The 24,180-nt window shown below is 51.5% G+C and carries 23 protein-coding genes; 13 read left to right on the top strand and 10 right to left on the bottom strand.

The genetic code is table 11. From position 1 onward, the window contains the following. Window positions 1-37 precede the first annotated feature (37 nt). The 4 genes from pgaA to ACQYWX_RS05475 all read left to right on the top strand — a co-directional run bounded on the left by pgaA (window position 38) and on the right by ACQYWX_RS05475 (window position 6,000). The gene (pgaA, locus tag ACQYWX_RS05490; protein ID WP_431688148.1) at window positions 38-2,482 is read left to right on the top strand and encodes a poly-beta-1,6 N-acetyl-D-glucosamine export porin PgaA; all 2,445 of its coding nucleotides are present in this window, start codon (window positions 38-40) and stop codon (window positions 2,480-2,482) included. Next, a complete protein-coding gene (gene pgaB, locus ACQYWX_RS05485; RefSeq protein WP_431688147.1) occupies window positions 2,479-4,431 on the top strand; it encodes a poly-beta-1,6-N-acetyl-D-glucosamine N-deacetylase PgaB in 1,953 nt (650 codons plus the stop codon). The genes pgaA and pgaB overlap by 4 nt, the downstream gene beginning before the upstream one ends. Further along, the gene (gene pgaC, locus ACQYWX_RS05480; RefSeq protein WP_431688146.1) at window positions 4,428-5,672 is read left to right on the top strand and encodes a poly-beta-1,6-N-acetyl-D-glucosamine synthase; all 1,245 of its coding nucleotides are present in this window, start codon (window positions 4,428-4,430) and stop codon (window positions 5,670-5,672) included. The genes pgaB and pgaC overlap by 4 nt, the downstream gene beginning before the upstream one ends. A gap of 82 nt (window positions 5,673-5,754) precedes the next feature. Beyond that, a complete protein-coding gene (locus ACQYWX_RS05475) occupies window positions 5,755-6,000 on the top strand; it encodes a hypothetical protein (RefSeq protein WP_241566993.1) in 246 nt (81 codons plus the stop codon). Window positions 6,001-6,122: 122 nt separating this feature from the next. On the opposite strand, the gene ACQYWX_RS05470 is transcribed toward ACQYWX_RS05475, so the two are convergent. Next, window positions 6,123-7,670 (bottom strand): alanine/glycine:cation symporter family protein, encoded by a 1,548-nt coding sequence (locus ACQYWX_RS05470; protein ID WP_216735213.1) that lies wholly within the window; start codon window positions 7,668-7,670, stop codon window positions 6,123-6,125. A gap of 284 nt (window positions 7,671-7,954) precedes the next feature. Here ACQYWX_RS05470 and ACQYWX_RS05465 point away from each other — a divergent pair, with 284 nt between their 5' ends. The 5 genes from ACQYWX_RS05465 to ACQYWX_RS05445 all read left to right on the top strand — a co-directional run bounded on the left by ACQYWX_RS05465 (window position 7,955) and on the right by ACQYWX_RS05445 (window position 11,593). After that, window positions 7,955-9,277: an RNA polymerase sigma factor gene (locus tag ACQYWX_RS05465; protein ID WP_431688145.1), complete on the top strand. Its 1,323-nt coding sequence runs from the start codon at window positions 7,955-7,957 to the stop codon at window positions 9,275-9,277. Between the two features lie 132 nt (window positions 9,278-9,409). Then, a complete protein-coding gene (locus tag ACQYWX_RS05460) occupies window positions 9,410-10,237 on the top strand; it encodes a YciI family protein (RefSeq protein ID WP_431688144.1) in 828 nt (275 codons plus the stop codon). 40 nt (window positions 10,238-10,277) lie between these two features. Continuing rightward, complete coding sequence (locus ACQYWX_RS05455; protein WP_431688143.1) at window positions 10,278-10,715, top strand: YybH family protein; 438 nt, start codon at window positions 10,278-10,280, stop codon at window positions 10,713-10,715. A 75-nt stretch (window positions 10,716-10,790) separates the two neighbouring features. Beyond that, window positions 10,791-11,162, top strand: a complete 372-nt coding sequence (locus ACQYWX_RS05450) for a YciI family protein (protein WP_431688142.1) — start codon at window positions 10,791-10,793, stop codon at window positions 11,160-11,162. A 62-nt stretch (window positions 11,163-11,224) separates the two neighbouring features. Further along, window positions 11,225-11,593 carry a YciI family protein gene (locus tag ACQYWX_RS05445; protein ID WP_127968812.1) on the top strand — a complete coding sequence of 123 codons (369 nt, stop codon included), beginning with the start codon at window positions 11,225-11,227 and terminating at the stop codon, window positions 11,591-11,593. Window positions 11,594-11,638: 45 nt separating this feature from the next. On the opposite strand, the gene ACQYWX_RS05440 is transcribed toward ACQYWX_RS05445, so the two are convergent. The 6 genes from ACQYWX_RS05440 to ACQYWX_RS05415 all read right to left on the bottom strand — a co-directional run bounded on the left by ACQYWX_RS05440 (window position 11,639) and on the right by ACQYWX_RS05415 (window position 18,155). Continuing rightward, window positions 11,639-11,992: a hypothetical protein gene (locus ACQYWX_RS05440; protein ID WP_431688141.1), complete on the bottom strand. Its 354-nt coding sequence runs from the start codon at window positions 11,990-11,992 to the stop codon at window positions 11,639-11,641. A 5-nt stretch (window positions 11,993-11,997) separates the two neighbouring features. Then, on the bottom strand, window positions 11,998-12,405 hold the full coding sequence (locus tag ACQYWX_RS05435; protein WP_431688140.1) for a DUF3052 domain-containing protein: 408 nt from the start codon (window positions 12,403-12,405) through the stop codon (window positions 11,998-12,000). A gap of 59 nt (window positions 12,406-12,464) precedes the next feature. Next, entirely contained in the window at window positions 12,465-12,953 is a 489-nt protein-coding gene (locus ACQYWX_RS05430; protein ID WP_431688139.1) for an SRPBCC family protein, read from the bottom strand. A gap of 214 nt (window positions 12,954-13,167) precedes the next feature. Then, a complete protein-coding gene (locus tag ACQYWX_RS05425; protein WP_431688138.1) occupies window positions 13,168-13,830 on the bottom strand; it encodes a hypothetical protein in 663 nt (220 codons plus the stop codon). Between the two features lie 192 nt (window positions 13,831-14,022). Then, complete coding sequence (locus ACQYWX_RS05420; RefSeq protein WP_279507382.1) at window positions 14,023-17,076, bottom strand: efflux RND transporter permease subunit; 3,054 nt, start codon at window positions 17,074-17,076, stop codon at window positions 14,023-14,025. Continuing rightward, on the bottom strand, window positions 17,073-18,155 hold the full coding sequence (locus ACQYWX_RS05415; RefSeq protein WP_216735221.1) for an efflux RND transporter periplasmic adaptor subunit: 1,083 nt from the start codon (window positions 18,153-18,155) through the stop codon (window positions 17,073-17,075). Before ACQYWX_RS05415 ends, ACQYWX_RS05420 begins: the two co-directional genes overlap by 4 nt. 343 nt (window positions 18,156-18,498) lie before the next feature. On the opposite strand from ACQYWX_RS05415, the gene ACQYWX_RS05410 reads away from it, so the two are divergent. Genes ACQYWX_RS05410 through ACQYWX_RS05400 form a run of 3 tightly spaced genes read left to right on the top strand, consistent with a single transcriptional unit; the run spans window position 18,499 to window position 21,390 of the window. Continuing rightward, complete coding sequence (locus tag ACQYWX_RS05410) at window positions 18,499-19,905, top strand: hypothetical protein (protein ID WP_431688137.1); 1,407 nt, start codon at window positions 18,499-18,501, stop codon at window positions 19,903-19,905. Between the two features lie 42 nt (window positions 19,906-19,947). Further along, complete coding sequence (locus ACQYWX_RS05405; protein WP_216735223.1) at window positions 19,948-20,400, top strand: hypothetical protein; 453 nt, start codon at window positions 19,948-19,950, stop codon at window positions 20,398-20,400. Window positions 20,401-20,430: 30 nt separating this feature from the next. After that, window positions 20,431-21,390 (top strand): DUF4123 domain-containing protein, encoded by a 960-nt coding sequence (locus tag ACQYWX_RS05400; protein ID WP_431688136.1) that lies wholly within the window; start codon window positions 20,431-20,433, stop codon window positions 21,388-21,390. 161 nt (window positions 21,391-21,551) lie between these two features. Here ACQYWX_RS05400 and ACQYWX_RS05395 read toward each other — a convergent pair whose 3' ends face one another. From ACQYWX_RS05395 to ACQYWX_RS05385, 3 genes are read right to left on the bottom strand one after another with little or no spacing between them, the layout of a single operon-like run. Beyond that, window positions 21,552-21,755 carry a tautomerase family protein gene (locus tag ACQYWX_RS05395; RefSeq protein ID WP_431688135.1) on the bottom strand — a complete coding sequence of 68 codons (204 nt, stop codon included), beginning with the start codon at window positions 21,753-21,755 and terminating at the stop codon, window positions 21,552-21,554. Window positions 21,756-21,782: 27 nt separating this feature from the next. Next, window positions 21,783-22,184 carry a nuclear transport factor 2 family protein gene (locus ACQYWX_RS05390; RefSeq protein ID WP_431688134.1) on the bottom strand — a complete coding sequence of 134 codons (402 nt, stop codon included), beginning with the start codon at window positions 22,182-22,184 and terminating at the stop codon, window positions 21,783-21,785. A gap of 45 nt (window positions 22,185-22,229) precedes the next feature. Further along, window positions 22,230-22,838: a glutathione S-transferase family protein gene (locus ACQYWX_RS05385; RefSeq protein ID WP_431688133.1), complete on the bottom strand. Its 609-nt coding sequence runs from the start codon at window positions 22,836-22,838 to the stop codon at window positions 22,230-22,232. A gap of 215 nt (window positions 22,839-23,053) precedes the next feature. Between ACQYWX_RS05385 and ACQYWX_RS05380 the strand changes: the two genes are divergently transcribed. Then, entirely contained in the window at window positions 23,054-23,926 is an 873-nt protein-coding gene (locus ACQYWX_RS05380; RefSeq protein WP_431688132.1) for a LysR family transcriptional regulator, read from the top strand. Window positions 23,927-24,180 lie beyond the last annotated feature (254 nt).

The raw sequence follows: 24,180 nt of genomic DNA, 5'->3' as shown, positions 1-24,180 counted from the left end.
GTTTAGAGGGACTTAACGCTTAATGGGCTACAAATCGATGACTCTATTTCCTACGGAGCCGTCTAAACGGCTATCCGCGCGCAAACTTGCGCGCCTGATTGTCAGCGCGGTCGCCATTTCTCAGGCTATTCCCGCTCTGGCTGCAAGCCCCGTCGACGAAAAACGGGAACAGTTCGTCATATCCGCCCGCGCAGGACATTTAAAGGAAGCTATCAAAGGCCTCTCCAAGCTATACAAGCAAACCCATGATAAAGCGGTTCTGAATGACCTGATTGCGCTGTACTCCTGGAACGGCGAACTGGATAGCGCGCTTGCGCTATGTAATCCATGCGCCCCCAAAACGCTAAATAACGACAGTGTGGCGATACTGGCCAAAGCGCAGCGCAATCAGAAAAACTTCGCCGCAGCGGCGGAACACTACCGACTCCTGACCAAACGCAGCCCGAAAAGCCGTGACGCATGGCTGGGACTGGCGCTGACCAGCGCTGAAATGGGTGAGGATGTTCATGCTCAGAAAGCCATCGCGAACTACCGTGAGCTGACTCGCCCCAGCATTGAGCGCTTTGAGAACGAGCTTTACGTCATGACAGTATTGCAGGACAAGGTCGGCGAAGTCGGTGTTCTGCAGGATTACTACAACTTCTCCCCCGACAATCGGGACATTGGATTGCGTCTTTATAAAGCTGCTATTGACCTGGGCGCCGCCACCGCAGCGGAGAGAATCGTCAAAGCGCACCCTGACTGGTTCAAAGGCATCGACCATTATTGGCTTGAGTACTACAAGTCCACCTTGAACATCCGCAGCGGCGCCAAGTCATCCCGTCCGGATATTCTGGATAAAGGCATTGCCGACCTGCGGGCGTTATACGAAAAAGTGCCAGCGAACCACGCCCTGCGCGGCAATATCGAGCTGGATATTTTCTATGGGCTGGTCGTCGCCAAACGCTTCGATGAAGCCAGCGACTTGCTGCCAGCCATCGAAGCGCGACAGCCGCTGCCCGCCTATATAGAGGAAGCGCGTGCGGATTTATACGCAGCCACTCGTCGCCCCTTTAAAGCCTTGCCGATATTCAAGAAGCTTTATGCACAAACGCCAACCTTAGAGCTGGGCAAGAAACTGTATTACACGCACATGGACGCCGAACAATATGAGGAAGGCGGCGCCTTGCTGCAAAAACTGCTGGAAGCACAGCCTCCCAAGCGCTGGGATTTCACCGGCAGCTTTAAAGTCAACAATGAAAATTACCAGCAGCTGCGCGAGCAAAGCATTATTCATCAGGCTTGGAGCGGCGACCTGAATGCAGCGGAAAAGTCGTTGCAAGACGCACTGGTGGAGGCGCCCGGCAACCCCTGGCTGTGGATGGATCTTGGCAATGTGCAGCGCTGGCAAGGCCGCTTCAGTGATGCGGAATATAGCTATCGTCGCGCAGAGTCCATGCTCTCCGGCAACGCCCAAGGCAGCGCCAAGCGTAGCTTGTGGCTGACGCAACTGGAGAAAGGCGACTGGCGGGGACTCAACGCTAAACGCGAGGAGCTGAACACCGCCTATGCCGATTATGAGCAAAGAGAAATCAACAAACGCTGGAATGAAGCGTCAGCGCCTTTTGTAAGTGTTAACGCCAATCGAGTCAAATCCAGCAGTAGCGAGCCAGGACAAGCGAAGAACGCCAGAGAATGGCGTTATGACGCACGTTTATATTCGCCGCGCTGGGAAGGGCAACGCCTCTTTATTCATGACCAGAAAATGTATGGCGAATGGGAGGAGCGCGACCTCTTCGCTCGTTACAGCGGCGTCGGCGCCGATCTGAGCTTTTATCCGTTCACCTTGGAAGTGGAAACCGGCTCAGGCGGCAAACTTAACGACAAAGCCTACTTTTGGAGCACGGCCAGCTGGTCCCTGTTTGACGACTTGTCGATACAGGCGAGCTATCGCTACAACCCATCAGAAACCCCGCTAAGGGGCCTTTACGACGGCAGCTATATGCGTCAATGGGGGCTTGGCGCGACGTACAAACTAAATCCTGACGTTTCCTTGGGTGCTTCCGCCTCTCTCAGCGATTTTACTGACGGCAATGATCGTCAAGCCATCGGAGCCTGGCTGGAAACCCAATTGTGGCAAACCCCGCGATACAAATTATCGGGCGTCATCAGCGCTGGCGGTAGCGACAACGATGAGGTTGCAACCAGCTACTTTAACCCGGAATCAGACCGCAATTATGGCGCAGAGCTTCGCCACAGTTACCGCATCAAAGTGTCAGACGATTGGGACCTGGATCAGTTTCTGGAGACCAGCGTGAATCAATATCGCCAGGAAGGTTACGACCCGGCCACCGGCTGGGAAATCAGTTACAGCCAGCAATGGCGTTGGCGGGATCAGGTCAGCGTCAAGCTGGGAGTGAGCCGCGATAAAGCCACTTATGACGGAGAGCCTGAAAACGGCACGTTGATTTTCGCCAATTTTGAAATGAGGTTTATGCAGTGAAAACTATCGCCCGGATATTTTTCTTAAGCCTGACGCTGCTCTCGTCACTGGTTTGGGCGCGTCCGGAAAACAGTTATGTGGTGCTGGGCTACCACGACTTTTACGACGTCAAACTCAATCCGACCAAGCGCATTTTCGCCAATACCTTGAGCCGCGACCGCTTTGTCGAGCACCTCAACTGGATCAAGCAAAACAACTATCACCCAGTGAGTTTCCAGCAGATTATCGACGCAAAGGAAGGCAAGTCCAAACTGCCGGAAAACGCCGTTCTGCTCACCTTTGACGATGGGTATGAGTCGTTCTACACCACCGTTTTCCCCCTGTTGAAGCTCTACAACTATCCAGCCGTCATCGCCCTGGTGGGCAAGTGGCTGGAAGTGGAGCCGGGCAAAGAAGTGCTTTACGGGAAAACCAACCTGGACCGTAAACACTTCCTGAACTGGGCGCAGATTCGGGAAATGGAAGCCTCCGGTCTGGTGGAGTTCGCTTCCCACACTTACAACCTGCATTACGGTATCTACGCCAACCCTTTCGGCAACGAGCAGCCCGCCGCCGTCAGCCCTCAATATGACAAAGTTCGCGACGTCTATGAGAGCACAGAGGACTACGATCATCGTCTGCGCAAGGACTTCAAGGCCAGTAAAAAGCAAATGACCTCACGGGGTCTCAAGTCGCCCCGCATCATGGTATGGCCCTACGGCGCCTATAACAGTCACTCCATCGATATCGCTCAGGAGCAGGGCTACTCCTACACCTTTTCTCTGGACGAAGGCGTCAACCTGGTGACTGACTCCGGTCTGAATGTTTATCGCTATCTGATGGATCAGGAGATCAGCCTGGAGCACTTCGGCCGCATCCTGAGAGGCGAGCCCAAGCCGCCGATGGTGAAGCGTATTCTGCATGTCGACCTGGATTATGTTTACGACCCCGATCCCAGCGTCATTCAGAAGAATATCGATAGCCTGATTGAGCGAGTCAGTCGTTACAGGGTGAATACCGTTTATCTGCAGGCCTTCGCCGATCCGGATGGCGACGGCGTGGCGGATGCGGTTTATTTCCCCAACCGCCACCTCCCGGTGCGCGCGGACATATTCAATCGCGTCGCCTGGCAACTGCGCTCTCGCGCCGGCGCCCGCATCTACGCCTGGATGCCGGTTTTGGCGTTTGATTTGGGCAAAAACTACAGCTACGTCACCGATGTGCGCACACAGAAGCCCGCCCCGGAGCATTACCTGAGACTCTCGCCTTTCAACGAAAAAAATATCGAAACTATCGGCGATATTTATGAAGACCTGAGTTTATTCGGCAAGTTCCACGGCATTCTTTTCCACGATGACGCCTTCCTGGGAGACTTTGAAGACGCCACGCCCGACGCCCTGAAGCAATATGCGGAATGGGGGCTGGGCGACTCTATTGAAACAATACAGGCGGATAAAGAGCTCGCCAAGCGCTGGGCTGAATTAAAGACCCAGTACCTGATCGACGTCACCCATCGCCTCGCCAAGCGCAGCGCCCGTTACTTCGCCAGCGACGGTCAACATCTGCTGCTGGCGCGCAATATGTACGCCCAGCCAATATTGAACCCCGATAGCGAAGCGTGGTTCTCGCAAAACCTGGAGGCCTTCGCCAAAGCCTATGACCATGTCGCCGTCATGGCCATGCCTTATATGGAGCAGCAGAAAAATCCCGACCAGTGGCTGCGCAAGCTGGCGCAAACTGCGCTGCAGCGCATTAATCCGGACAAGCTGGTGTTTGAGCTGCAGGCGAAAGACTGGCGCGACGGCTCCGCTATTCCTGCGACCGTTCTTAAGCGGCAAATGCAAATCATCTCTGCGGAAGGAATCAAGAGCTTTGGTTATTACCCTGATGATTTCATCAAGGGCATTCCCGACATCAACGTCATTCGTCCAGAACTCTCGCTGAACTCCACGCTGGAGGCGGCGAAATGACCCTGGATATTCTGCTGCTGTGTATCTATCTCTACCCCAGCGTCATGGCGCTGGTGTGGATCACAGGAGGGGTGTATTACTTTTTTCACTGGGAGCGCCGCTACCTGAAAAATCACCCCGACCACAAACTCAAACTGCGCCATTATCCGCTGGTGTCGGTGATGGTGCCCTGCTACAACGAGGGCGCCAACATCAAGGAAACCATTGATAGCCTGTTGGAGCAGGACTATCCAAATTACGAAATCATCGCCATCAATGACGGCAGTAAAGACGATACCGGCGCGCGCCTGGATGAAATCGCCAAGGAACATCCCAGATTGCGCGTTATCCACCAGGAGAACCAGGGCAAAGCCGCGGCACTGAACAATGCGCTGGAGCATGCCCAGGGCGACTGTCTTGTCTGCATCGACGGAGACGCCCTGCTCGACCCCAATGCGCTGGTATGGATGGTGCGCCACTTCCTGAGCGAAAACGGCGTCGGCGCCGTCACAGGCAACCCGAGAGTCCGCACTCGCTCCACGATCATCGGTAAAATCCAGACTGGCGAGTTCTCGTCCATCATCGGCCTGATCAAACGGGCGCAACGCATCTACGGCACGTTGTTCACCATCTCAGGCGTCGTTTGCGCGTTCAGAAAAAGCGCGGTGCAAGAAATCGGCGGCTGGAACACCAGCATGGTGACCGAGGACATCGACGTCAGCTGGCGATTGCAAATGGCCGGTTGGAATATTCGCTATGAACCCATGGCGCGCTGCTGGGTGCTGATGCCCGAAACCATTCGCGGTCTGTACAAACAGCGGCTGCGCTGGGCCCAGGGCGGTGCGGAGGTCTGTCTGAAATACGGCTGGCGCTGTCTGTTCCAGGGCAAACTGCGGTTCTGGCCTCTGTTGCTTGAGTATCTCGCCAGCGTTTACTGGAGCTACAGCGTGATTGGCCTGCTTGCCTGGCGCTTGTTCACATTCTCTGAAGTTCCCACCGCGGAACAGGTGCTGACGTTTGAAGTCTGCGCCGTATTGATGATTTTTTTATGTCTGTTGCAGTTCCTGGTCAGCATTCTGATCGACCGTCACTACGACCAGGGACTGCTCAAAAACTTTCTGTGGTGTATTTGGTATCCGCTGTTCTACTGGATACTCAATATCGCCACGGTAACCATTGCAGTGCCCAAGGCCCTGTTTAGAAAGCGCAACCAACATGCAGTTTGGGAAAGTCCGGATAGAGGAGAAATTTTTCGTGGCTGAATCGACACAAAGGACACTTATTTACACACAGGCGTCACGGCGCACCAAAGGGCTCTGGTTAAGAGACGGAGCGATATCGCTTATGACCTGGATGCTGTGGGGATACCTGCTGCTACATCCTGTGTACTACTTCTTTTTCAATGACGGAGAGCTTATGTCGCCCCTGCTGCAACTGTCTCTCGTCGATATCTTGGCCTGGGCCGGCGGCATTCTTGCGGTGACGCTCTCACTGTATCATCTGTGGTCGCGGGCGCATCACTGCAAATGGTGGTGGAGACGCCGGAACCTGCTCAAGCAGGCCGAAATGGAGATGCTGGGAGAGGGATAACCCTCTTTCCATTCGAAGTAGACTGCGGCGACTAAGCCGCAGACAAAAAAAAGCCGGACACTGAGTCCGGCTTTTTTATGAGTCGCTTCCGTCAGATCAATGGAAGCTCATCAATGAAACAATCAGGCGACGCCCGGTTTACGCGCTTTAGCTGGCTCAGCTTGGCCTGCTTTTGCACGCGCTTCGGTTGCGGCTTTCTTGTTCCAGTATTCAGCATTCTCGATGCCCAGTTTTTCTGGATCGAAAGTGTACTCGGTCACGCCTTTCTTCTGCTGCTCTTCGTAGTCACGCAGCGCTCTCAGGGCCGGTTTGGCCATGAAGAAAATCACGACGATGCCCACGATGTTCAACCACGCCATCAAGCCTACGCCGATGTCGCCCATGCCCCAGGCCAGGTCCGCAGTTTTCACCGCACCGTAGAAAGTGGACGCCATGATGGCGACTTTCAGAACGAAAACCATGCCAGGAATATTCACAGTGCGTTTGATGTACGCCACATTGGTTTCCGCAATGTAGTAGTACGCCAGAATCGTGGTGAATGAGAAGAAGAACAACGCAAACGCGATGAACGGCTTACCAACGCCAGGCAAGGTGCTTTCAATCGCCATCTGGGTGAAAACAGGGCCATTGGCCGCTATTTCCGACGCCACATTCTGAACGAGGAAAGTCCCCTCGGCAGCGCCGTGAACGTTGTATGCGCCAGTGATCAGGATCATGAAAGCCGTCGCAGAACATACGAACAGCGTATCGATGTAGATAGAGAAAGACTGCACCAGACCTTGTTGCGCAGGGTGCTGTACTTCCGCCGCCGCCGCTGCATGAGGGCCACTGCCCTGGCCGGCTTCGTTAGAATAAACGCCACGTTTCACGCCCCAGCCAATCGCCGCGCCGAAGCCCGCCATTGGAGAGAATGCGTCGCCAACGATCATACTAATCACAGCAGGCAGTTGATCGATGTTCAGCGCCACGATAACGCAAGCGATGATGATGTAAGCCAACGCCATGAATGGCACTACGATTTCAGTGAACTTGGCGATACGTCTTACGCCACCGAAGATAATGAAGCCCAGGATAAGAACGACGACAACGCCGGAAACCAGCTTCGCGAAGCTTACTTCACCGAAGAAAGAAGTGTTGATGATCGAACCGGCGCCGAATGCAGTTTCAACCGCGCTACCGATGTTATTGGACTGAACACCAGGAAGGAACAGACCGCAAGCGATAATAGTCGAGATCGCGAAAATCCAGGCGTACCATTTCTGGCCCATGGCCTTTTCAAAATAGTAAGCAGGACCGCCACGATATTGGCCTTCATCTTCTTCTTTGTAAATCTGCGCCAGAGTGGATTCGATATAAGCAGTAGCCGCGCCTAAGAAAGCGACCATCCACATCCAGAAGACTGCGCCTGGACCGCCGAAACCGATAGCGGCGGCGACGCCTGCGATGTTGCCGGTGCCGACCCGGCCAGAGAGAGAGACCGCAAGGGCCTGGAAGGAGGAAATCCCTTTGTCAGAGCTGGTGCCCGAGAGGAGCAATCGCCACATTTCACCGAAATGCCTGACCTGGACAAACCTTGTCAACACAGAATAAAACAGACCCGCTCCCAGACACAGGTAGATCAGAGCTGGGCTCCAGATCAGGCCGTTCAGATAGTTAACAATATCTTGCATCAAAAATCTCCACGTAGAGTCTCTGTCGAACCGGACGCCGCATGCTGGCTACAGATTTGGATGAGACTGTTATTTTTGTAATGAAACGCTCGTGCGTATGGGATTTTCCCGGCGTCGTTTTGGTTGACCAACCTAACGCCCTAGGCTTCCCGGCATAAAAACCGGAGCGGATTATACAGCATCTTAGCCCCGTGTCTTTAACATGCGACGAATATCCTAACGGCGCATCGAGCAAAAGTTAGTCAGCACTTCCCGCAATTTCCGTCTTCACTTAGGATGGGATATTGGCATTCAACAAGTTACGGGAGAAAGCCGAAGTGCCGCAGCAGGAAGAAAACGCGAAATTGAGCGCTCGTCAGCAAATTGAGGCGGTATATCGGGCGGAATCCCGACGTATTTTGGCGACGTTAATCCGCTTATTGGGCGATTTTGACCTGGCGGAAGAGGCCATGCATGAAGCCTTCGCCGCCGCAACCGACCAATGGGAGCAGGAAGGCGTTCCCGCCAATCCGCGCGCCTGGCTGGTATCCACAGGACGTTTCAAAGCCATTGATCATCTACGTCGTCGCGCCCGCTTTGACGCCTCGCTAACCGATATTGCCGAACGGCTTTATGCGGAAGCGACAGACGCGGAAGACAAACAGAACGAAGATATAGAAGATGATCGCCTGCGCCTGATTTTCACCTGTTGCCACCCCAGCCTATCCACTGAGGCGCAAGTAGCGCTGACGCTACGAGAAATATGCGATCTCACCACCGAAGAAATCGCACGCGCCTTTCTTTCTTCACCCAGCACAGTGGCCCAGCGCATTGTGCGCGCCAAATCTAAAATACGGGACGCCCGCATTCCCTATGAAGTGCCGACCGAATCCGAGTTGCCGGAACGTCTGGAGTCCGTGCTGCATGTCATTTATCTGGTATTCAACGAAGGTTACTCCGCCTCCGCCGGCGATAGCCTCACCCGCAGCGACTTGTCTGCGGAAGCTATTCGATTGGGACGCCTGCTGGTGGAGCTGCTGAAGTCTAAAGCGGAGGCGTCAGAAGCGATGGGGTTGCTGGCGTTAATGTTACTTAGCGATTCCCGACGCGCCGCTCGCGCCAATGCGCAAGGCGACCTGATTCTGCTCGACGCGCAAGACCGGTCACTGTGGAATAAAGCGCAGATAGAAGAAGGCGTACAGTGGGTCACTAAAGCCTTAAGCGCCCAGAGCTTTGGACCCTACAGCCTGCAAGCGGCCATCTCCGCCATTCATGCTGAAGCTCCCAGCACGGAGGCGACTGACTGGTCTGAAATCATTGGTCTGTACACGTTACTGCTGCGCATCAACCCATCGCCGGTGGTGGCGCTAAATCGCGCGGTGGCGGTGGCCATGCGCGACGGCCCGCAACGGGGCCTGGAAATTATCGACACTATATTCGCCCAGGGCGAGCTGCATTCCTATCACCTCGCCCACTCCGCCAAGGCGGATATGCATCGCCGTCTGGGTCAGTTTGAGCAGGCGCGGGACGCCTATCAACAGGCGCTGGCATTAGCAAAGCAGGAACCCGAACGCCGATTTCTGGAGAGGCGTCTGGAGGAGCTGGCTGTGTCATTGAAGGACATTTAAAAAATTTTTTTGAATTTTTTCTGCAGCATGTCGATTTGCCGTTTTCCCAATCGACAAGGAAGTACATCAAGGGGATAGCTTTATTGAAACGCCCCTGACAATCAAAGACTGAAATAGAAATGGAGCGTCAACATGCGATTTTTGATCATACGTAAAGCAGACAAAAATACGGAAGCCGGCGTCATGCCTAGTGACGACCTGATCTCCGCCATGGGGAGCTACAATCAGGAGTTAGCGAACGCAGGGGCCATGCTTGATGGGACGGGTTTGAAGCCCAGCGACAAGGGCGCCCGAATCAAGTTTTCCGGCGGCAAGCCTACTGTATTCGACGGCCCTTTTGCGGAAACCAAAGAGCTTATCGCTGGCTACACCTTGATTCAGGCGAAGTCGAAAGAAGAAGCAATCGAATGGGCGTGTCGCTGGCCTGCGCTGGACGGCGACGGAGAAGTCGAGCTGGAAATCCGCCAGCTCTATGAACTGGAGGATTTCGCGCCCAGTGAAGGACTGGAGCAACATAAGGCCCTGCAAGCGCAATTGTCAGCTAAGCCGCCGCAGGTGAATACCTATCTATTCTTCAATGGCCAATGCAAAGAGGCATTCGAATACTACGCACAAGTCCTGGGGGGCAAAATCGAGTATTCGGTGACTTTCGCAGAATGTCCCGATCCGACTCAGAACCCTCCAGGCTGGGAGGATAAAATCATGCACATTTGTATGACAGTCGGAGATAGAAGATTAATGGCTTCAGATACCCCTCCCGGACACTTTGAAGAACCCAAAGGCTTCTTTGTGCAACTCGATATGGACACGCCTGAAGAAGCCGACCGCCTGTTCAACGCGCTGCTGGAAGGCGGTCAAGTGCGTATGCCGTTGCAGCAAACCTTTTGGGCCCAGCGCTTCGGCATGCTGGTGGACCGGTTCGGCACTCCCTGGATGATTAACTGCAACCAACCAGTCTGACCAGGGACATCCCATGTCACGCAACGAAAAGGAGACCGTTATGAACGCGACAAATCCCGTTGAGAACCAAGTTCGTCAGGCTCTGGGTAGTTGGGTGGAAGCCGCCTGCGCCAAAGATCTGGAACGTATCATGAGTCACTACGCGCAGGACGTTCGCGCCTTTGACGCCATTCTGCAGTTGCAATTCGAAGGCGTGGACGCCTATCGCAAACACTGGGAAACCTGTTTGTCTTACACATCAGGGCCCATGATTTTTGAGGTGGAAGATTTGCGCATTGAAACCGAAGGGGATTTGGCCGTCGGCCACTTTCTCAATCGCTGCGGCTGTGTGAGTGAACAAGGGGAAACGCAGAGTTCCTGGATGCGCGGCACCGTCTGCTATCGCCGTCGCGACGGCGACTGGAAGATTGTGCATGAGCATTATTCAGCGCCGTTCAGCGTACCCGATGGCGCAGCGCTGTTTAACCTCGTACCCTGACAGCGCGGACCAGGGCGGCACACTGATTAACTGTCGCTGCCCTGATTCCACTTCACTGCATAAAGGGAAAACACCATGAAATTTCTCTGCATGGCTTATTACAACGTACAAAAGTTCGCGGAGTTGAGTGAGGCGGAGATGCAGGCCATCGTCAGTCAATGCTCGGAATATGACCAAAACCTGCGTCGAAGCGGCGCAGTGCTCGCGCAAGGCTCTCTTGCCTCACCACCGTCTTCTTTGTGTATTCGCCCCAGCAAGAATGGCCCCATTGTTTCAGATGGCCCGTTTTTGGAGACTAAAGAGCAGATCGGCGGATTCTTTATGATTGAGGCGAGCAGTTTGGAAGAGGCGAAGGAACTTGCATTAAAGCACCCCGCGGCCAATATCGGTGAAGAGATGGGCTGGGGAGTTGAGATTCGCCCAATTGATAACTTCATTACCCTGTAAATAGCACGGCTGCTATTAGCGCCTTTTTCGTGGCCACACCTTATTAACCTGGAGAACTTATTATGAAATATCTATGTCTCGTTTATTACGACGAAAACATTATTAACGCTATGACCAAAAGCGAATGGGACTCGCTGAACGGAGAGTGCATCGCTTTCGGCGATGAGGTCAGACAAAGCGGACATTTTGTCGGCGGCAACGCACTGCAACCTGTGGAAACCGCCACCACCGTGCGCGTCCGCAATGGCCGCGTCACCACCACCGACGGCCCATTCGCAGAAACCAAAGAGCAGCTGGCTGGCTTTTACATGATGGAAGCCCGCGACCTGAACGAAGCTATCCAACTCGCTGGACGTATTCCTCCTGCTCGACTGGGAAGCATTGAAATTCGCCCCATTCGTGAACTGCAAGCGCCAGAGTCGGCCGGGTAAACCGGCGGCCTCTGGCTGATCTTTGAGGACTCAACTAAGCAGCACTCAATGCGCAGCAATCCTTTTAGCAAATAAGGCCTGATCTAGTTTATCGAGCAAATCGCTTTCTGCATGTTGCTGAAAAGTCGGATACTGTTTGACCCCATTGTGAGCCAACAGCTTTGTATAAAAATGAGAAAACAGAAGCAGCGTCAACTCAGATGCGGTCAGTAGCCGTTCGACATAACAGGCCCAGCCCTCTTTTCCCGTCATCTCTGCATAGGTCTCGTCGAATAACAGATGCATGGTAAGTCGCCTTGCCTGATCATTCGGCAAAGAATTGACTCCCATGACTTTCGCCAACTCACGATGCCACGCAACAATTGATGTTATGTCCGGAACGCTTTCCATTTTCCCCATCAGGACTACTTCCTGTTTTCTTTGCGTATCACCAGCTTCAGGCCAGACCACACCTCGTCCACCGCGCAAACTTTCACATCCACTAAACCCATAGGCAAAGCAATGCGCCGGACTTCATCTTCCGTCATATCCGTCGTCACCTTGGAGGCCTTTTTAGGCCAGGATATCCAGATCATGCCATTCTGTTTGATATGATCAACCAGGTTCCCAAGCTCTGACTCCAACTCATCACGGCTTTTTGTAAAGAAGTGGATCATGTCCAAATCAGGACGGAGCGCATCAACAAGCAGCACATTGTCAGGCAGAGGGCTAACCAGCACTGGGTAATCAACCGGCGCATTTGACGCATAAAGCACAAAACCTTCTTTAACGCCCAGCTTCTTAGATAATGGGGTGTTTGAATAGCCCGACAAACGTTGCTCCCGACAGGAATGCCCAATTAACATGGTTATTGCTAGCGTCGTATCTACAACTAAACGCCTGAAGACAGGAATGCACTGATTTTCCTATTAACGCTAAAAACCTCTTTCTTCACTGCTGGATGAATGAGGAAAAAACAAATTAACCAGCTCAAAAGGCCCTTGGTCTCGTAGTAAACCTGATGCGTAACTTTCGTTCCTGACTCGCACGCAGCGAATTGAAGCCTCTGGTGCATGTGCTTTATCGGCATACTTCGATCAGCTGCAGCTTCATTGCCGTCATCCAATTTAGTCGACTTTTCAATCATCCTGACTTCTTTAAGGTAGTCATATAATTCAAAGTCTATTGTGGTGGTCGCCAAAGCATTGTCGCCAACTAAATACCGCATGAGATATCCATCCGGCCTCTCCTTGCTTCCCTTGAACTCCACCGCAACCAATTTTTTAGCCTTCAGCCATTTATCCGCATTTTCAAGCAAAACTAATTCGCGAAAAACGCGCTCAACTCCAGCGTTAATGGTGTACTCAAAACTTCTCATCATAAAGCGTCATCAATTTTATCTTTTTGAAAAGAAAAACTATTTACTATCCAGCCAACCATTGCTGACCTTCACGACAGCATTAGTATGATTAGAGTAAAAAATTAGACGCATTATGGCGAGACATATCAATAACGGCACTGAAGGATAAAGCCCAATGAAAATGAAACTGTACCTATAAGCCAGGGGCCGCCCCCTGGCCTGGTAGTCAATGGCCTCAGTCGTATTGAGCTTCCCAAGTCACCGTGTAAACCGCTGTAATGCTTTGGCTTTTGGGCGCGCCAGATGTACCGTTGCCGGAGTTAAACTGAACAAGGTAGTCCTTTCCTTCCTGCACAGGTATCTCCAGGTAGGAAACCCCGTCTTTAAAGCCGTTTTTGGGCGTGAATTTGATGGTTTCCCGATAGCCGTTTCCTGTCACGGTGACATCTCCGTCAACGCTCATACACACCGCCCGTTCCGGGCAGTCGACAAATAAAGCGTCGATATTGAAATTCACTTTCAGCAAACCGCTGCTTGTTGCGCGAAACTTATGATTGATAGCGCCGCCATGCCCCAAGTCGACGGAAGCTCTGCTTTTTTCGTCACGCTGGATTTCGCCATTAATGAAATACCTTAATACAGCGCCGTTGTCATAGGGAGAGTAGTCCAGATCGTAGCGCATGGAGGATGTAGCGCCATTGGCGGAGGCGCTTAAATTATAGGATTGATGCAGCGGCGTCGCTTCCCGGTATGTCGTGGACTCCCACTCTGATTTTCCAACCCCGTCTACCTTGGCTCTGGCGGCTGTCTTGTAATATTCGAAGATGGTGTCCGCCGACATGGCGGGCGTGGAGACGATCGAGGCGGCCAAAGCCAGCACTGCGAATTGCGTTTTCATTAATGAAGTTCCTTTTAAGTATTAGCCTGCTGTCGAGAATCAGGTATTCAGCGAGACAGCCATGACTGGCGCTGCCGGACCTGAAACGGTTCCCGACGCAGGTTAACCAAGCGCTCCATGCCTGACTTGTAAAAAAGTACTGTCTATCCCGGCATTGCCATTCCTAATGCCAGGATAGATCCGCCAACGGGATTAAAACCGCACGCGGTAGAACGTGGCGTACAACACAGGCACCACACAAAGGGTCAGAATCGTGGAGAACAACAGGCCCGCCATGATAGCGATAGCCAGCGGCTCCCACATTTCGCCTCCACCCAGATACAACGGCAGCAGCCCCAGCACCGTCGTTGCGGTGGTCAACAAGATCGGCCTGGTGCGTTGCTGCGCAGCGTTGATAATAGCCTGACCATGCTCGACGCCTTCCGCCAGCTCCAGATTAATACGCTCCAACAATACAATAGCGTTGTTGATAACAATCCCAGCCAGAGACACAACGCCGAGGAAAGTCATAAAGCCCATAGCGCTGTTCAATGCCAACAGCCCCGCCGATACGCCGATCAAACCCAGCGGAATCGTGCTCAGGATAATGATCGCCTTGCGGATGGAGTTGAACTGACCGACCATCAAAATCAGAATGACAAAGCCAGCAATAGGCAGCTTATCGACGATAGACTGGTTCGCTTTGCCAGAACTTTCCGATTCGCCGCCCAGTTCATAGCGAGTGCTGGTCCCCCACTCTTGCTGCTGCTCCTTGAGCCAGGGCGTCAGCTCAGCGAACTTCTCCGCCGCAGTGATGTCCCCTTCCAGTTGAGCGCCAACGGCGACGGTCTTCAGGCCGTTACGACGAAAGATCTTCGCGGTGTCCCAAACCACTTCAATATCCGCCACCTGCGACAGAGGAACAGACTTACCGGTGGATTGCACATAGACCGACAAGGAACGAACGCCGCTTATATTGTTGCGATTGGAGCCTTCCGCCCGCACCATCACGGGAATGATATCCTCCCCTTCCCGGTACTCCGTCAATTCCAGCCCGCTAATGCCCGCTTGCAGAGACACCGCAATATCCTGACTTGTAACGCCAGCCCTAAGCGCCCTAGGCTGATCGATATGGATCACCAGCTTCTTGATGCGCTGCCCCCAATCATCAGTGATATTGGTCAGGCCGCCGATTTCACGCATCTTCGCTTTCAAGGCGTCAACGCGACGAAACAGCACATCCGCATCTGATCCGCTTAACCGCACTTCCACCGGATTCGCCACAGAGGGTCCGTTGGCCATGGGTTTAATCGTGGCTTCAAGATCTGGATGGTTATCCAAAGCATAGCGGCTGATCCGGTCAATCAGGCCACCCACCAGCTTGGCGTCGCTGGCGGTGACAATCATCATCGCATAGCTGCTGTTATTGGGTTTTGGGTTATAGGACAGAATGATTCTGGGACCGGCGTTGCCGACATAACTGACCCATTTGGTGACGCCTTCCTTGCGCGATTCCGTCACCTGCAGTTCGGACTCGATAAAGCCTTCCATGTCCGTGACCATCCGCCTTGTCTCTTCTATCGCCGTACCTTCCGGCAGTTTCAGCTCCACCTGAAAGTAATTCCGATCAGAAGGCGGGAAGAATATCTTCGGCACATAACCGAATCCTTTCATGGCCACGATAAACACCAGCAATGTAACGACAAGCGTCACCGCCCGATTTCTCAGCAAGGTCGTCAATACGCTGCGGTAGGTGCGATAGAACATCGATCCGTAGCTTTCCTCCTGTTGAGTGACTTTGAGGAAGTACACGCACAACATGGGAACCACGGTGAGAGAAATAACCCAGGAGGCGAGAAGAGTAATCGCCACCACCTTAAACAGGGAGGAGGTGAATTCGCCGACATTGGACTCCGCCAGATAGATCGGCAGAAAAGCGGCGATGGTCGTCAACGAGGCGGTCAGCAAGGGGATACGCAGCTCCATGGCGGAATCTATGGCGGCGTCTGTGGCGCTCTTGCCCTTCTCCATCAGCACCATGATGTTCTCCGCCATCACAATGCCGTTATCCACCAGCATCCCCAGCGCGATAATCAGCGCCGCCAGAGAAATCTGATCCAGTCCGATATCCAGATAAGACATCACCAGAAACGCTAACAGCATGGACAAAGGAATCAGGGTGGAGACCACCAGGCCCGTTCTCAGGCCCAGAGTGAACAACATGACGATGGAGACAACTGCGATCGCCTGCAACAGGTTGGAGACAAAGTCGCTGACTTTCTGATCCACTTCTGCGGGAGAAAAGCTGACCAGATCAAACTCAATGCCGTAGGGATATTGCTGCAACAGCTCATTCATCATCGCCGAGACCTGCTCGCCCAGCTCAATATTATTGCCGCCTTCCCGCATGGCCACCGCCACCGCCAGCGCAAACTCACCGGATGAGTGCAGCAAGGATTCCGGCGGGTCCACATAACCGCGCACCACTGTGGCGATGTCTTTCAAATACATCAAACGGTTGCTGCCGGGGATATTAATGATGGTCTGCTCTATGTCTTCTACCGACTCAAAGTTGCCGCTTGGTTCAAGCGATATGCGCTCACGTCCCAGATTAAAAGAGCCGCCGGAAATAATAATATTGCGCGTTTCCAACGCCTGCGACAGCTGGCTTGGAGACAGCCCCAGCTCAGACAGACGAGAGTTATTGTATTCAACAAAAATACGCTCTTCCTGTTCGCCCCAGATTTCCACTTTGGCGACATCCGGAAACCTCAGCAGCTCCGTTTTCACATCATCGGAGATCTTTTTCAGTTCCGCGTAGTTAAAGCCTTCCGCCGTAATAGTCATGACAATGCCGAACACATCGCCGAACTCATCGTTCACATAGGGACCAACGACGCCATCGGGAAGATCAGTGGAAGTGGACTCGACTTTGCGTCGCAGGTTGTCCCAGATCGGGCGCATGTCCTTGTAGCTTTCCTTGATGTTCACCGTAACGATGGACACGCCGGTACGGGATTCGCTTTTCACGAAATCCAGCTCTGGTATTTCCTTCACCGCTTCTTCAATCTGCGAGGAAACCAGCTCCTCCACCCGCTCGGGACTGGCCCCTGGGAAATAGGTCACCACCTGCGCCGCCCGCATGACGAACCCCGGGTCATAAGCGCGAGGCATCCCCAGGAAGGTCATGGTTCCGGCTACTGCAATCACCAGCAGGAGAACAATCGTGAGCCGGTTATTCTCTATCGCAAGCCGTGTGATATTCACTTGCTCCCCTCCGCGGTCAGGCGCACTTGCAAGCCAGAGTGCATCTTGCTCATGCCGGCGGTCACCACTTCATCCCCCTCTTCCAGGCCCGACAGGATTTGAATACCGTTGTTCTGAATCGCTCCGGTAGTCACCGCGTGGCGATTGACCACGCCTGTCGAGTCGTTTTCATGGCTGACCGTCCATACGTAGCGGCCATCGCCATCTTCCTGCACCACATGAGGCGGAACAAAAATAGCGCCGTCCTGTCCCGTCGCTTGCGGTGGACGGCCTCTAACCGTGACGGACATGCCCGGCAGAATGTTGTATTTAGGGTTCGCCGGCATGCTAAAAGTCACGTTGAACAAACGCGTCGCTTCATCCGCACGGGAGGACACTTCTTTTAGTTTCAGGGGAAAACTCTCGCCAGGAATGCCGGAGAACATTGCCTGCACTTCCGGCTCTGTCCCCTCCTGCGCGGTAATCATCAAGCTTTCAGGAATATCCACTTTCACCAACAGAGAAGAGATGTCCTGCAGCGCATAAATCGGCTGCATGGCGGAGACTTCTTCATAGTTTTCAACATAACGCTTGGCGATCCTGCCGCCGAACGGCGCCTTCAGTTCGGTGTACTCCAGATTTCTCTGCGCAGACTCCAGCGCCGCCTGGGCCGCAATATCCTGCGCCTGCAATTTGCTGAAATCCGACTGGGAAATAACGCCTTTGCCGATTAGGGATTTACCCCGCAGGAAATCATCATGAGCCTGCTGATAATCCGCCTGACGACTCTTGAGCTGAATGAGGAAGTCAGTATCGTCCAGCTTCGCCAGCACCTCTCCTTCCTTCACAATCTGCCCTTCATTCACGTTTAGACTATGCAGTTTCCCTGTCACCCGAAACCCCAACTCCGCCTTCTGCGCCGCATCCACCGTACCGGGAAATTCACGCCAGTTCGCATTCTCCACCGCTCCCACCACAAGGGTCCTGACGGGACGCAAAGGTTTTTCCTCCGTCGTCTGTTGGTCCGTTTCAGAACAACCTTGCAATACGCCAAGAGAAAGCAAAATCGCCATAAAACTGAACTTGCTTAGACTGGTCATCGTGACTCCCTAGCTATTGATCTACTGTTAAATTTAACCCGGCGGACGCAAAGAACCGATGCGCCATGGAATGGCGGAATTATGGCTGGTTAGGGGGAGAGGGGCCAGTTTTCGTTTTAGCACGGGAAGATTAGAGAACTCCCAGATCGAGCTTTGTCCAGGATATGGAGTCAAGACAGCGAAGACCGCTAGCCATATATTCCTATACCGATAGAGCAATACGCCTAAGGCCGTTCTCTCAGTAAAATGCACTTGCATTGTAACCGTACGTAACTTGTTTCTAAGCTCCACTTCATTTCGCTTCACCTGTTAGAAATGATGTAATACAAGGGATGTTTCCTTCATGTATTCCAGCCGCCTCTTCGCGTTTAAGCATTGGTCCGATATCACTGTCGTGGACCTTCCCCTTATCGAATCCCCCTTTTTTGCCGCGAGCTATGCAGACCGTTGCTTGAGCAACGACTTCAAGGTTAGTGATGTCGCAAGCAATCTATGCGGCTATCACTTCCGCTCGGGGTTTGGAGCTTTTCCAGGTCGTGGTTCACCCCACTTCCGTAAGTGGAGAGATGACTTTGTCAAAGGCGTTGAACGCGGCGAAATACTGTTGGTTTTTACCGATAATAAAAAACCTTTCTGTCCAGTTATCAGCGAGAGCGAAGAGGGAGTCGCACCTGTTAGTTCAGAGGCGAAGCTTGCTGAACGTTTAATTGCTCGCGCCAATCCAGCTCCACCACCACCGCCAGCGGTGACTGGTGAAGTTATGGAGGTTACGTCCTTAGGTGGAAACCCTGGCTGGTCAAGCGCTCCCAGTGAAGCTCGAAATGCCTCATCTTCTACTACACCCAGTTCGCCGGCAACAACCCAGACATCAATAAAGCAACAGGGATCTGAAAACGCCCAGATTCAAAGCAATAAAGCTGCTGCTCAAGAAGCTCAGCCCTTTTTTGAAGACAGTGCCCCCCCCCCAAAACCAGCTATACCAAAAGCTCAGCCGTCAAACGAAACAGAGTTCAACCAGCCTGAAAACTGTAAAGGATGGGGGTTAACAACTGATGAGTGTGTCAACGAATATACGGCTGAAGTGAAAGATGTATTCAATCGCTGGGGCACTCTATCCCCTGAAGAACGATCAGGCGAGCTCAGCGCCGCACTAAATAAGCAATTAGCGAAAGAAGGGATTCCAGCAATATCGATTATAAGCCGGCCAATAAAAGGCGCACTGTTTGACTTCAAATACTGGGTAGTATTAGTTGATAAGAGCTTGATCATGCAGTCATCACTGGCTCAGGTCGAGCAGATGCAGCTGGCAGACCATTTGCTCCATGAAGCAAGACACGCAGAACAATGGTTTGGTATGGGGCAGCTTTATGCTGCTAAAGGTGGCGACCCTAACGATATCGACCTGCGCGCCGATGTCGCGGAAGTGGCCAGGATGAATCCTCTTGACCCAGAGTCTGATAAGGGGCAAGCAATCGACAAAATGTTCCAATATGTCTACGGTGATAATTTTGATGATCGTGACGCTGTATATGACCAGCTAGACAAGGCTGAAGATGTATTAAAAGCCACGGTTGTTAGACGTGATGCGCTACGACAAGATCCAAACGCAACAGCAGAGGCTATTGAATTGGCGCAAGCAGATGTCGCTGGCGCGAATCTCCAATACATGAAGGCAGTTAAAGCATATCAAAACTTACCGGAAGAGGCTGACGCATGGGCTACCGGAGCTAAGGTACGAAAAGCTTGGTAGAAAAGCGAACTAGTTATTAACCCACTACCTGGATAATTTAAGATGGAAGAGCTAAAAGAGTTAGAAGAAATTGTGGACCTATACCTAAGCGGGAAAAGTAATGGTCTTGATTTACTGTCATTTATCGCAATTGACCATGATAAAGAGTTCGCGTCTTTAGGCGATATTTCATTTACACCTTACAACACCATTTTTGATTCGGGGTTCCTATCCTTTTGTACAGAAAAAAATCCCTCAACAGCAGAATCACTGGAGCTCCACCTTTCACCTGAAACAGCTATATCTCTAGCAGATTTGAGCAAATGTTGGGGGGATTTTAGAAGAGTGCCGACCACCCCGGGTGGCCGCCCCTACAACTATGCCTTCCCCAAGGTGTTAAAGCCGTCATATCAATATTCAGGGTATATTCGCGCACAACTAAGCGCTCCAGTCGACACGCCGGATTCAAAAGTGATTGTTATTATGATTAGCCGTGATCCTATTTCTAAACCATAATTTTCACTAAATTTAAGATGCAATCACTTTATGGATATGGCAGCGACTATTGAAACACTTAAAGCTCAGTGCCCTAACTTCGAGTATTACTACGCCATCGTGGATTGCGCTCAAGATGACAGCCTGTATGAAAAGATACAATTAAGTGGGTGCCAATATTCAGCACTACTTGAAGCTGAAGCGAGCGAGGAACTGCTACGAGTTTCGCCTCACATTATTGAACTAAGAGAAAATGCTTTCTGCTCATGGCTTCTAGCTCACGGATGGGGCCGCTCATGGGCGATTTATATCGCCAGTCAGCGTCCAATTGGTTATCTAATACGACACTTCAAAAAATTATCGAAGGTCACAGGTCCACAGCGTCAAAGCTGGTTCTTCCGATACTATGACCCAAGAGTATGCCGAGACTTGCTCCCTATATGCGACGCATCTCAATTAAACCGAATCATAGGCAAGGCCGGTGTTTTTTGGATGGAGGGTTTAGATTCCACTACCACACTAAAGTACTCATGGAAACCCAGCCAGCTAGAATGCTCCACATACCTGGTTAACGGTGACAATCAAGCCATTAAGCAAATCATTCACCATCCAGAAAAAGGACAGGCTGATGACGATGGTGACTCATATGTGAGTGTAAGCCAGAGCCAATATGATACTCTGAAGGAAGGCGCGCACCGCAACTTCATATTAAGCTTAATTAAAGAAGTTTCCACACGTCATCCAGACAAAGCCAAAGTATATAGCCAAGAACAACTAATCAGGTATATTGAGTTCGCCTTGACACAAATGAATGAGTTGGGCGGACATGGAGCACATTCCGCTAATTACTTCATCGAGGCCTGCTTCTCGTTTGGATGGGACTTTTTATCAAATCCTGATTATTACTGGGTCAGAGAGAAGTTCCTAGATAACCCAAGCATGGGAGACCCAAACAAGCGTTTAAAATCGCTTTTCGAGTATTGCCGCAGCCAACACAATAAGCAGCTGTAAAAAATAATTACTATGTATTACCCGTATCAATCTTGAGAATCATCTCAGGTTTTCTTAACGGCCCCCTAAAACACCGTAATCAGAGAGCCGCAAAGGTAATACGGAAACTCACCGTGCACTATCACCGGAACGCAGACCAGCTCCAGATGGATTGTTAAGTTCTAATTACTTCTATTTCGCAAATCCGTCACTTGATCGTACCCAATTCCCCAGTTATCCGTATTGACCTCATCAATAACCACAAATGTGGTTTCGGGATTTTTGTTGAGTACATCCACCATTAGCTGAGTGGCGCCTTTTATAAGTGCTTTTTTCTGTTCGCGGGTGACGTTTTCATCTGTCACTTTAATGTTTATGTAAGGCATATTTTTTACCTGTTTTAGACGCGTTAATTAGTCGTTGGATAGATCTGCGTACATCTTATTAACAATTAGCCACTGACCGTTTTCTTTTAACAAACCCAGATAATCCACGTAGTTGTATTCGAACAGGGGGCAAGCCACTTTTACCATGGCTTGCTCCCCCGTTATCTCCACCGAAAGTAATCGAAATTCATAGGGTAAGCCCTGCTCAGAAGGGACAGGACGGCTTTCCACCGCGTCGAGCCAGTCCTTGAGAGAGCGTCTTAACCCTGGCGCTTTTAGTACAGCGTCAGTGTGGAAGATGCGCTCTAGCAGTGCAGTATCGGCGTAATGAAGTCCTTCAAAATAGGCTCCAACGATGTTGATGATGGTTGTGAAATCTGTCTGGCCAAAATCAAGCTCGCTCGTTCTATGTTTTAAACCCCTGTCCATTCTTTTCCCCTTCGATTGCTGGCGTTGATGACGCTTAAGCCGTCGTTATGCCGCTGCTTGGCGTTGCTCGTTGTTCAAAGCAGTTTGAAAACTCGCCATTGATAAAACATGATCAATCATCTTTTGTGTGTTGGGCCCAATATGAATATCCACGGGGAAACTGGCGCCCCAACGTGAATACACAGTCAACATGATGTCAGCTGCAGACACCGTTTCGCCCCCAAGGAAGTTCTGCTCCGTTAATCTGTCTTCAACCACATTCCACAGTTGATTTATGCTGCTTGCCGCAGAGGCGTAGGCGGATTGTTTTGCAGATTCACTGAGGTCTGTATTGGCTACAAAAAATAGCTTGCTATAGGCGGGGTGCATGGTTGCGTTGGCGAACATGATATTTTGAATGGCCTGAGCCCGTGCTGCTTTCTCGGTCGGGAACAAAGCATTTGGGTGAGTTTCTAATAAATGCAGCATGACTGCGGCGCCTTCTGTATAGGTCTTACCGTCCTTTTTCAAAACAGGCACTGTGCCAACAGGGTTAATGGCTTGGAAGTTTTCTACAGCTTGTTTGCTTATGATCTGAACGGGTTGATTGAGTTCGTGAAGTACTACCTGGGTCGCTAGGGAACAGGCGCCTGGAACGTAATAAAGTGTGTACATGATGTGTTCCTTCTTCTGAAGCTGTTTGGTTTGATAAATAGTCTGTCGTCCTACTTGTGGCCAGACAGCTTCGTCGTTGCATTTGATGGGCCAGTTGGTAGGTCAACAGCTGCAAGTCTAGAGTTTCTATTTGTTTTGATATATCGCTACAATGGGAACCGATAGTTTCTGTTATGGAAACTATCGGTCCAATGATAACTACCTGCTTAACGTCCATGGATAAACTCAGAGCGCTTCAATTCTTTGTTCGACTGGCTGATCTCGGCAGCTTTACGCGAGTCGCTGAGCAAACCAATACCACCAAGTCCATGATCAGCAAGGAGATCTCCAAGCTGGAAGAAAGCCTGGGAGCGCGATTGCTTCACCGCTCCACCCGCAATATAGAGCTGACCCATGTGGGCCAAGGTTATTTACAAAGGGCAAGAGCCATATTGGCGCAACTGGATGACGCAGATTCATTCGTGCAAGACTTGCAACAGCACGCTAAAGGAAAGTTGAAAATCAATGCGCCCATGGCATTGGGCCTGACAGATCTATCTTTGGTCTTTGCTGACTTCATGGAAGCTTATCCAGATATTCAGTTAGATATTCATTTGGGAGATGAAAACACGGACTTAGTGGAGCAAGGATTTGATTTGGGCTTTCGAGCTTCCAGTCGTCCTTTCGACTCGCAATACGTGGGCCGGCCACTTACTCGCTTTGAATATCGTGTATGTGCCGCCCCCAGCTATTTAGAAAGTCACTCTAAAATTGCCGCAGCAGCAGATTTGAGTCAGCACAACTGTTTTGTGTACAGCTACTTTCAAGGTAAAAATCTGTGGCCTATCGGCGAAGGCGTCACGATAGAGGGCAAACTTAGAGTTAACAGCACCATCTTCATGATGGAGGCTATTAAACGTGGACAGGGTATAGGTTTTATTCCCGAATTTGTCTGCCGCGACGCGATAGAAAAAGGTGAAGTGGTGGAGATTCTCGCTGATGAAACCAAACCCAACCTCACACTGTACGCCTTATACCCAGCGCGACGCTACGTACCGCCTGCGTTAACTCACTGTATTCAGTTTCTTGAAAAGTGGTTTGAGAGATAGTGCTTATTTATAAATTGGGGGCTGGGTATATTTGAGGTGGTTGGAGTAGTGGATATTCCATTGACTATAGATTCATTACTCGAGGGTCTTCCTTTAAGCTCAAGCCATAATATGTCTAAACTTTTGTGTGAGAGGTTTTGTCGCTCACTATTGGCGTTTTAAGGAAGCTGCAACGTGCTACCTCAGGCACATATCCGGGGCGGATTGTTGAATCGTTTCTTCCTCAATTTGTGAGGTAGATTCTTGACTGTGCG

The organism is Hahella sp. NBU794, from assembly GCF_050749805.1.
Classification (GTDB): Bacteria; Pseudomonadota; Gammaproteobacteria; order Pseudomonadales; family Oleiphilaceae; genus Hahella.
The sequence above is the reverse complement of the archived record's forward strand: the minus strand, read 5'-3'. Positions and strand labels throughout refer to the sequence as shown.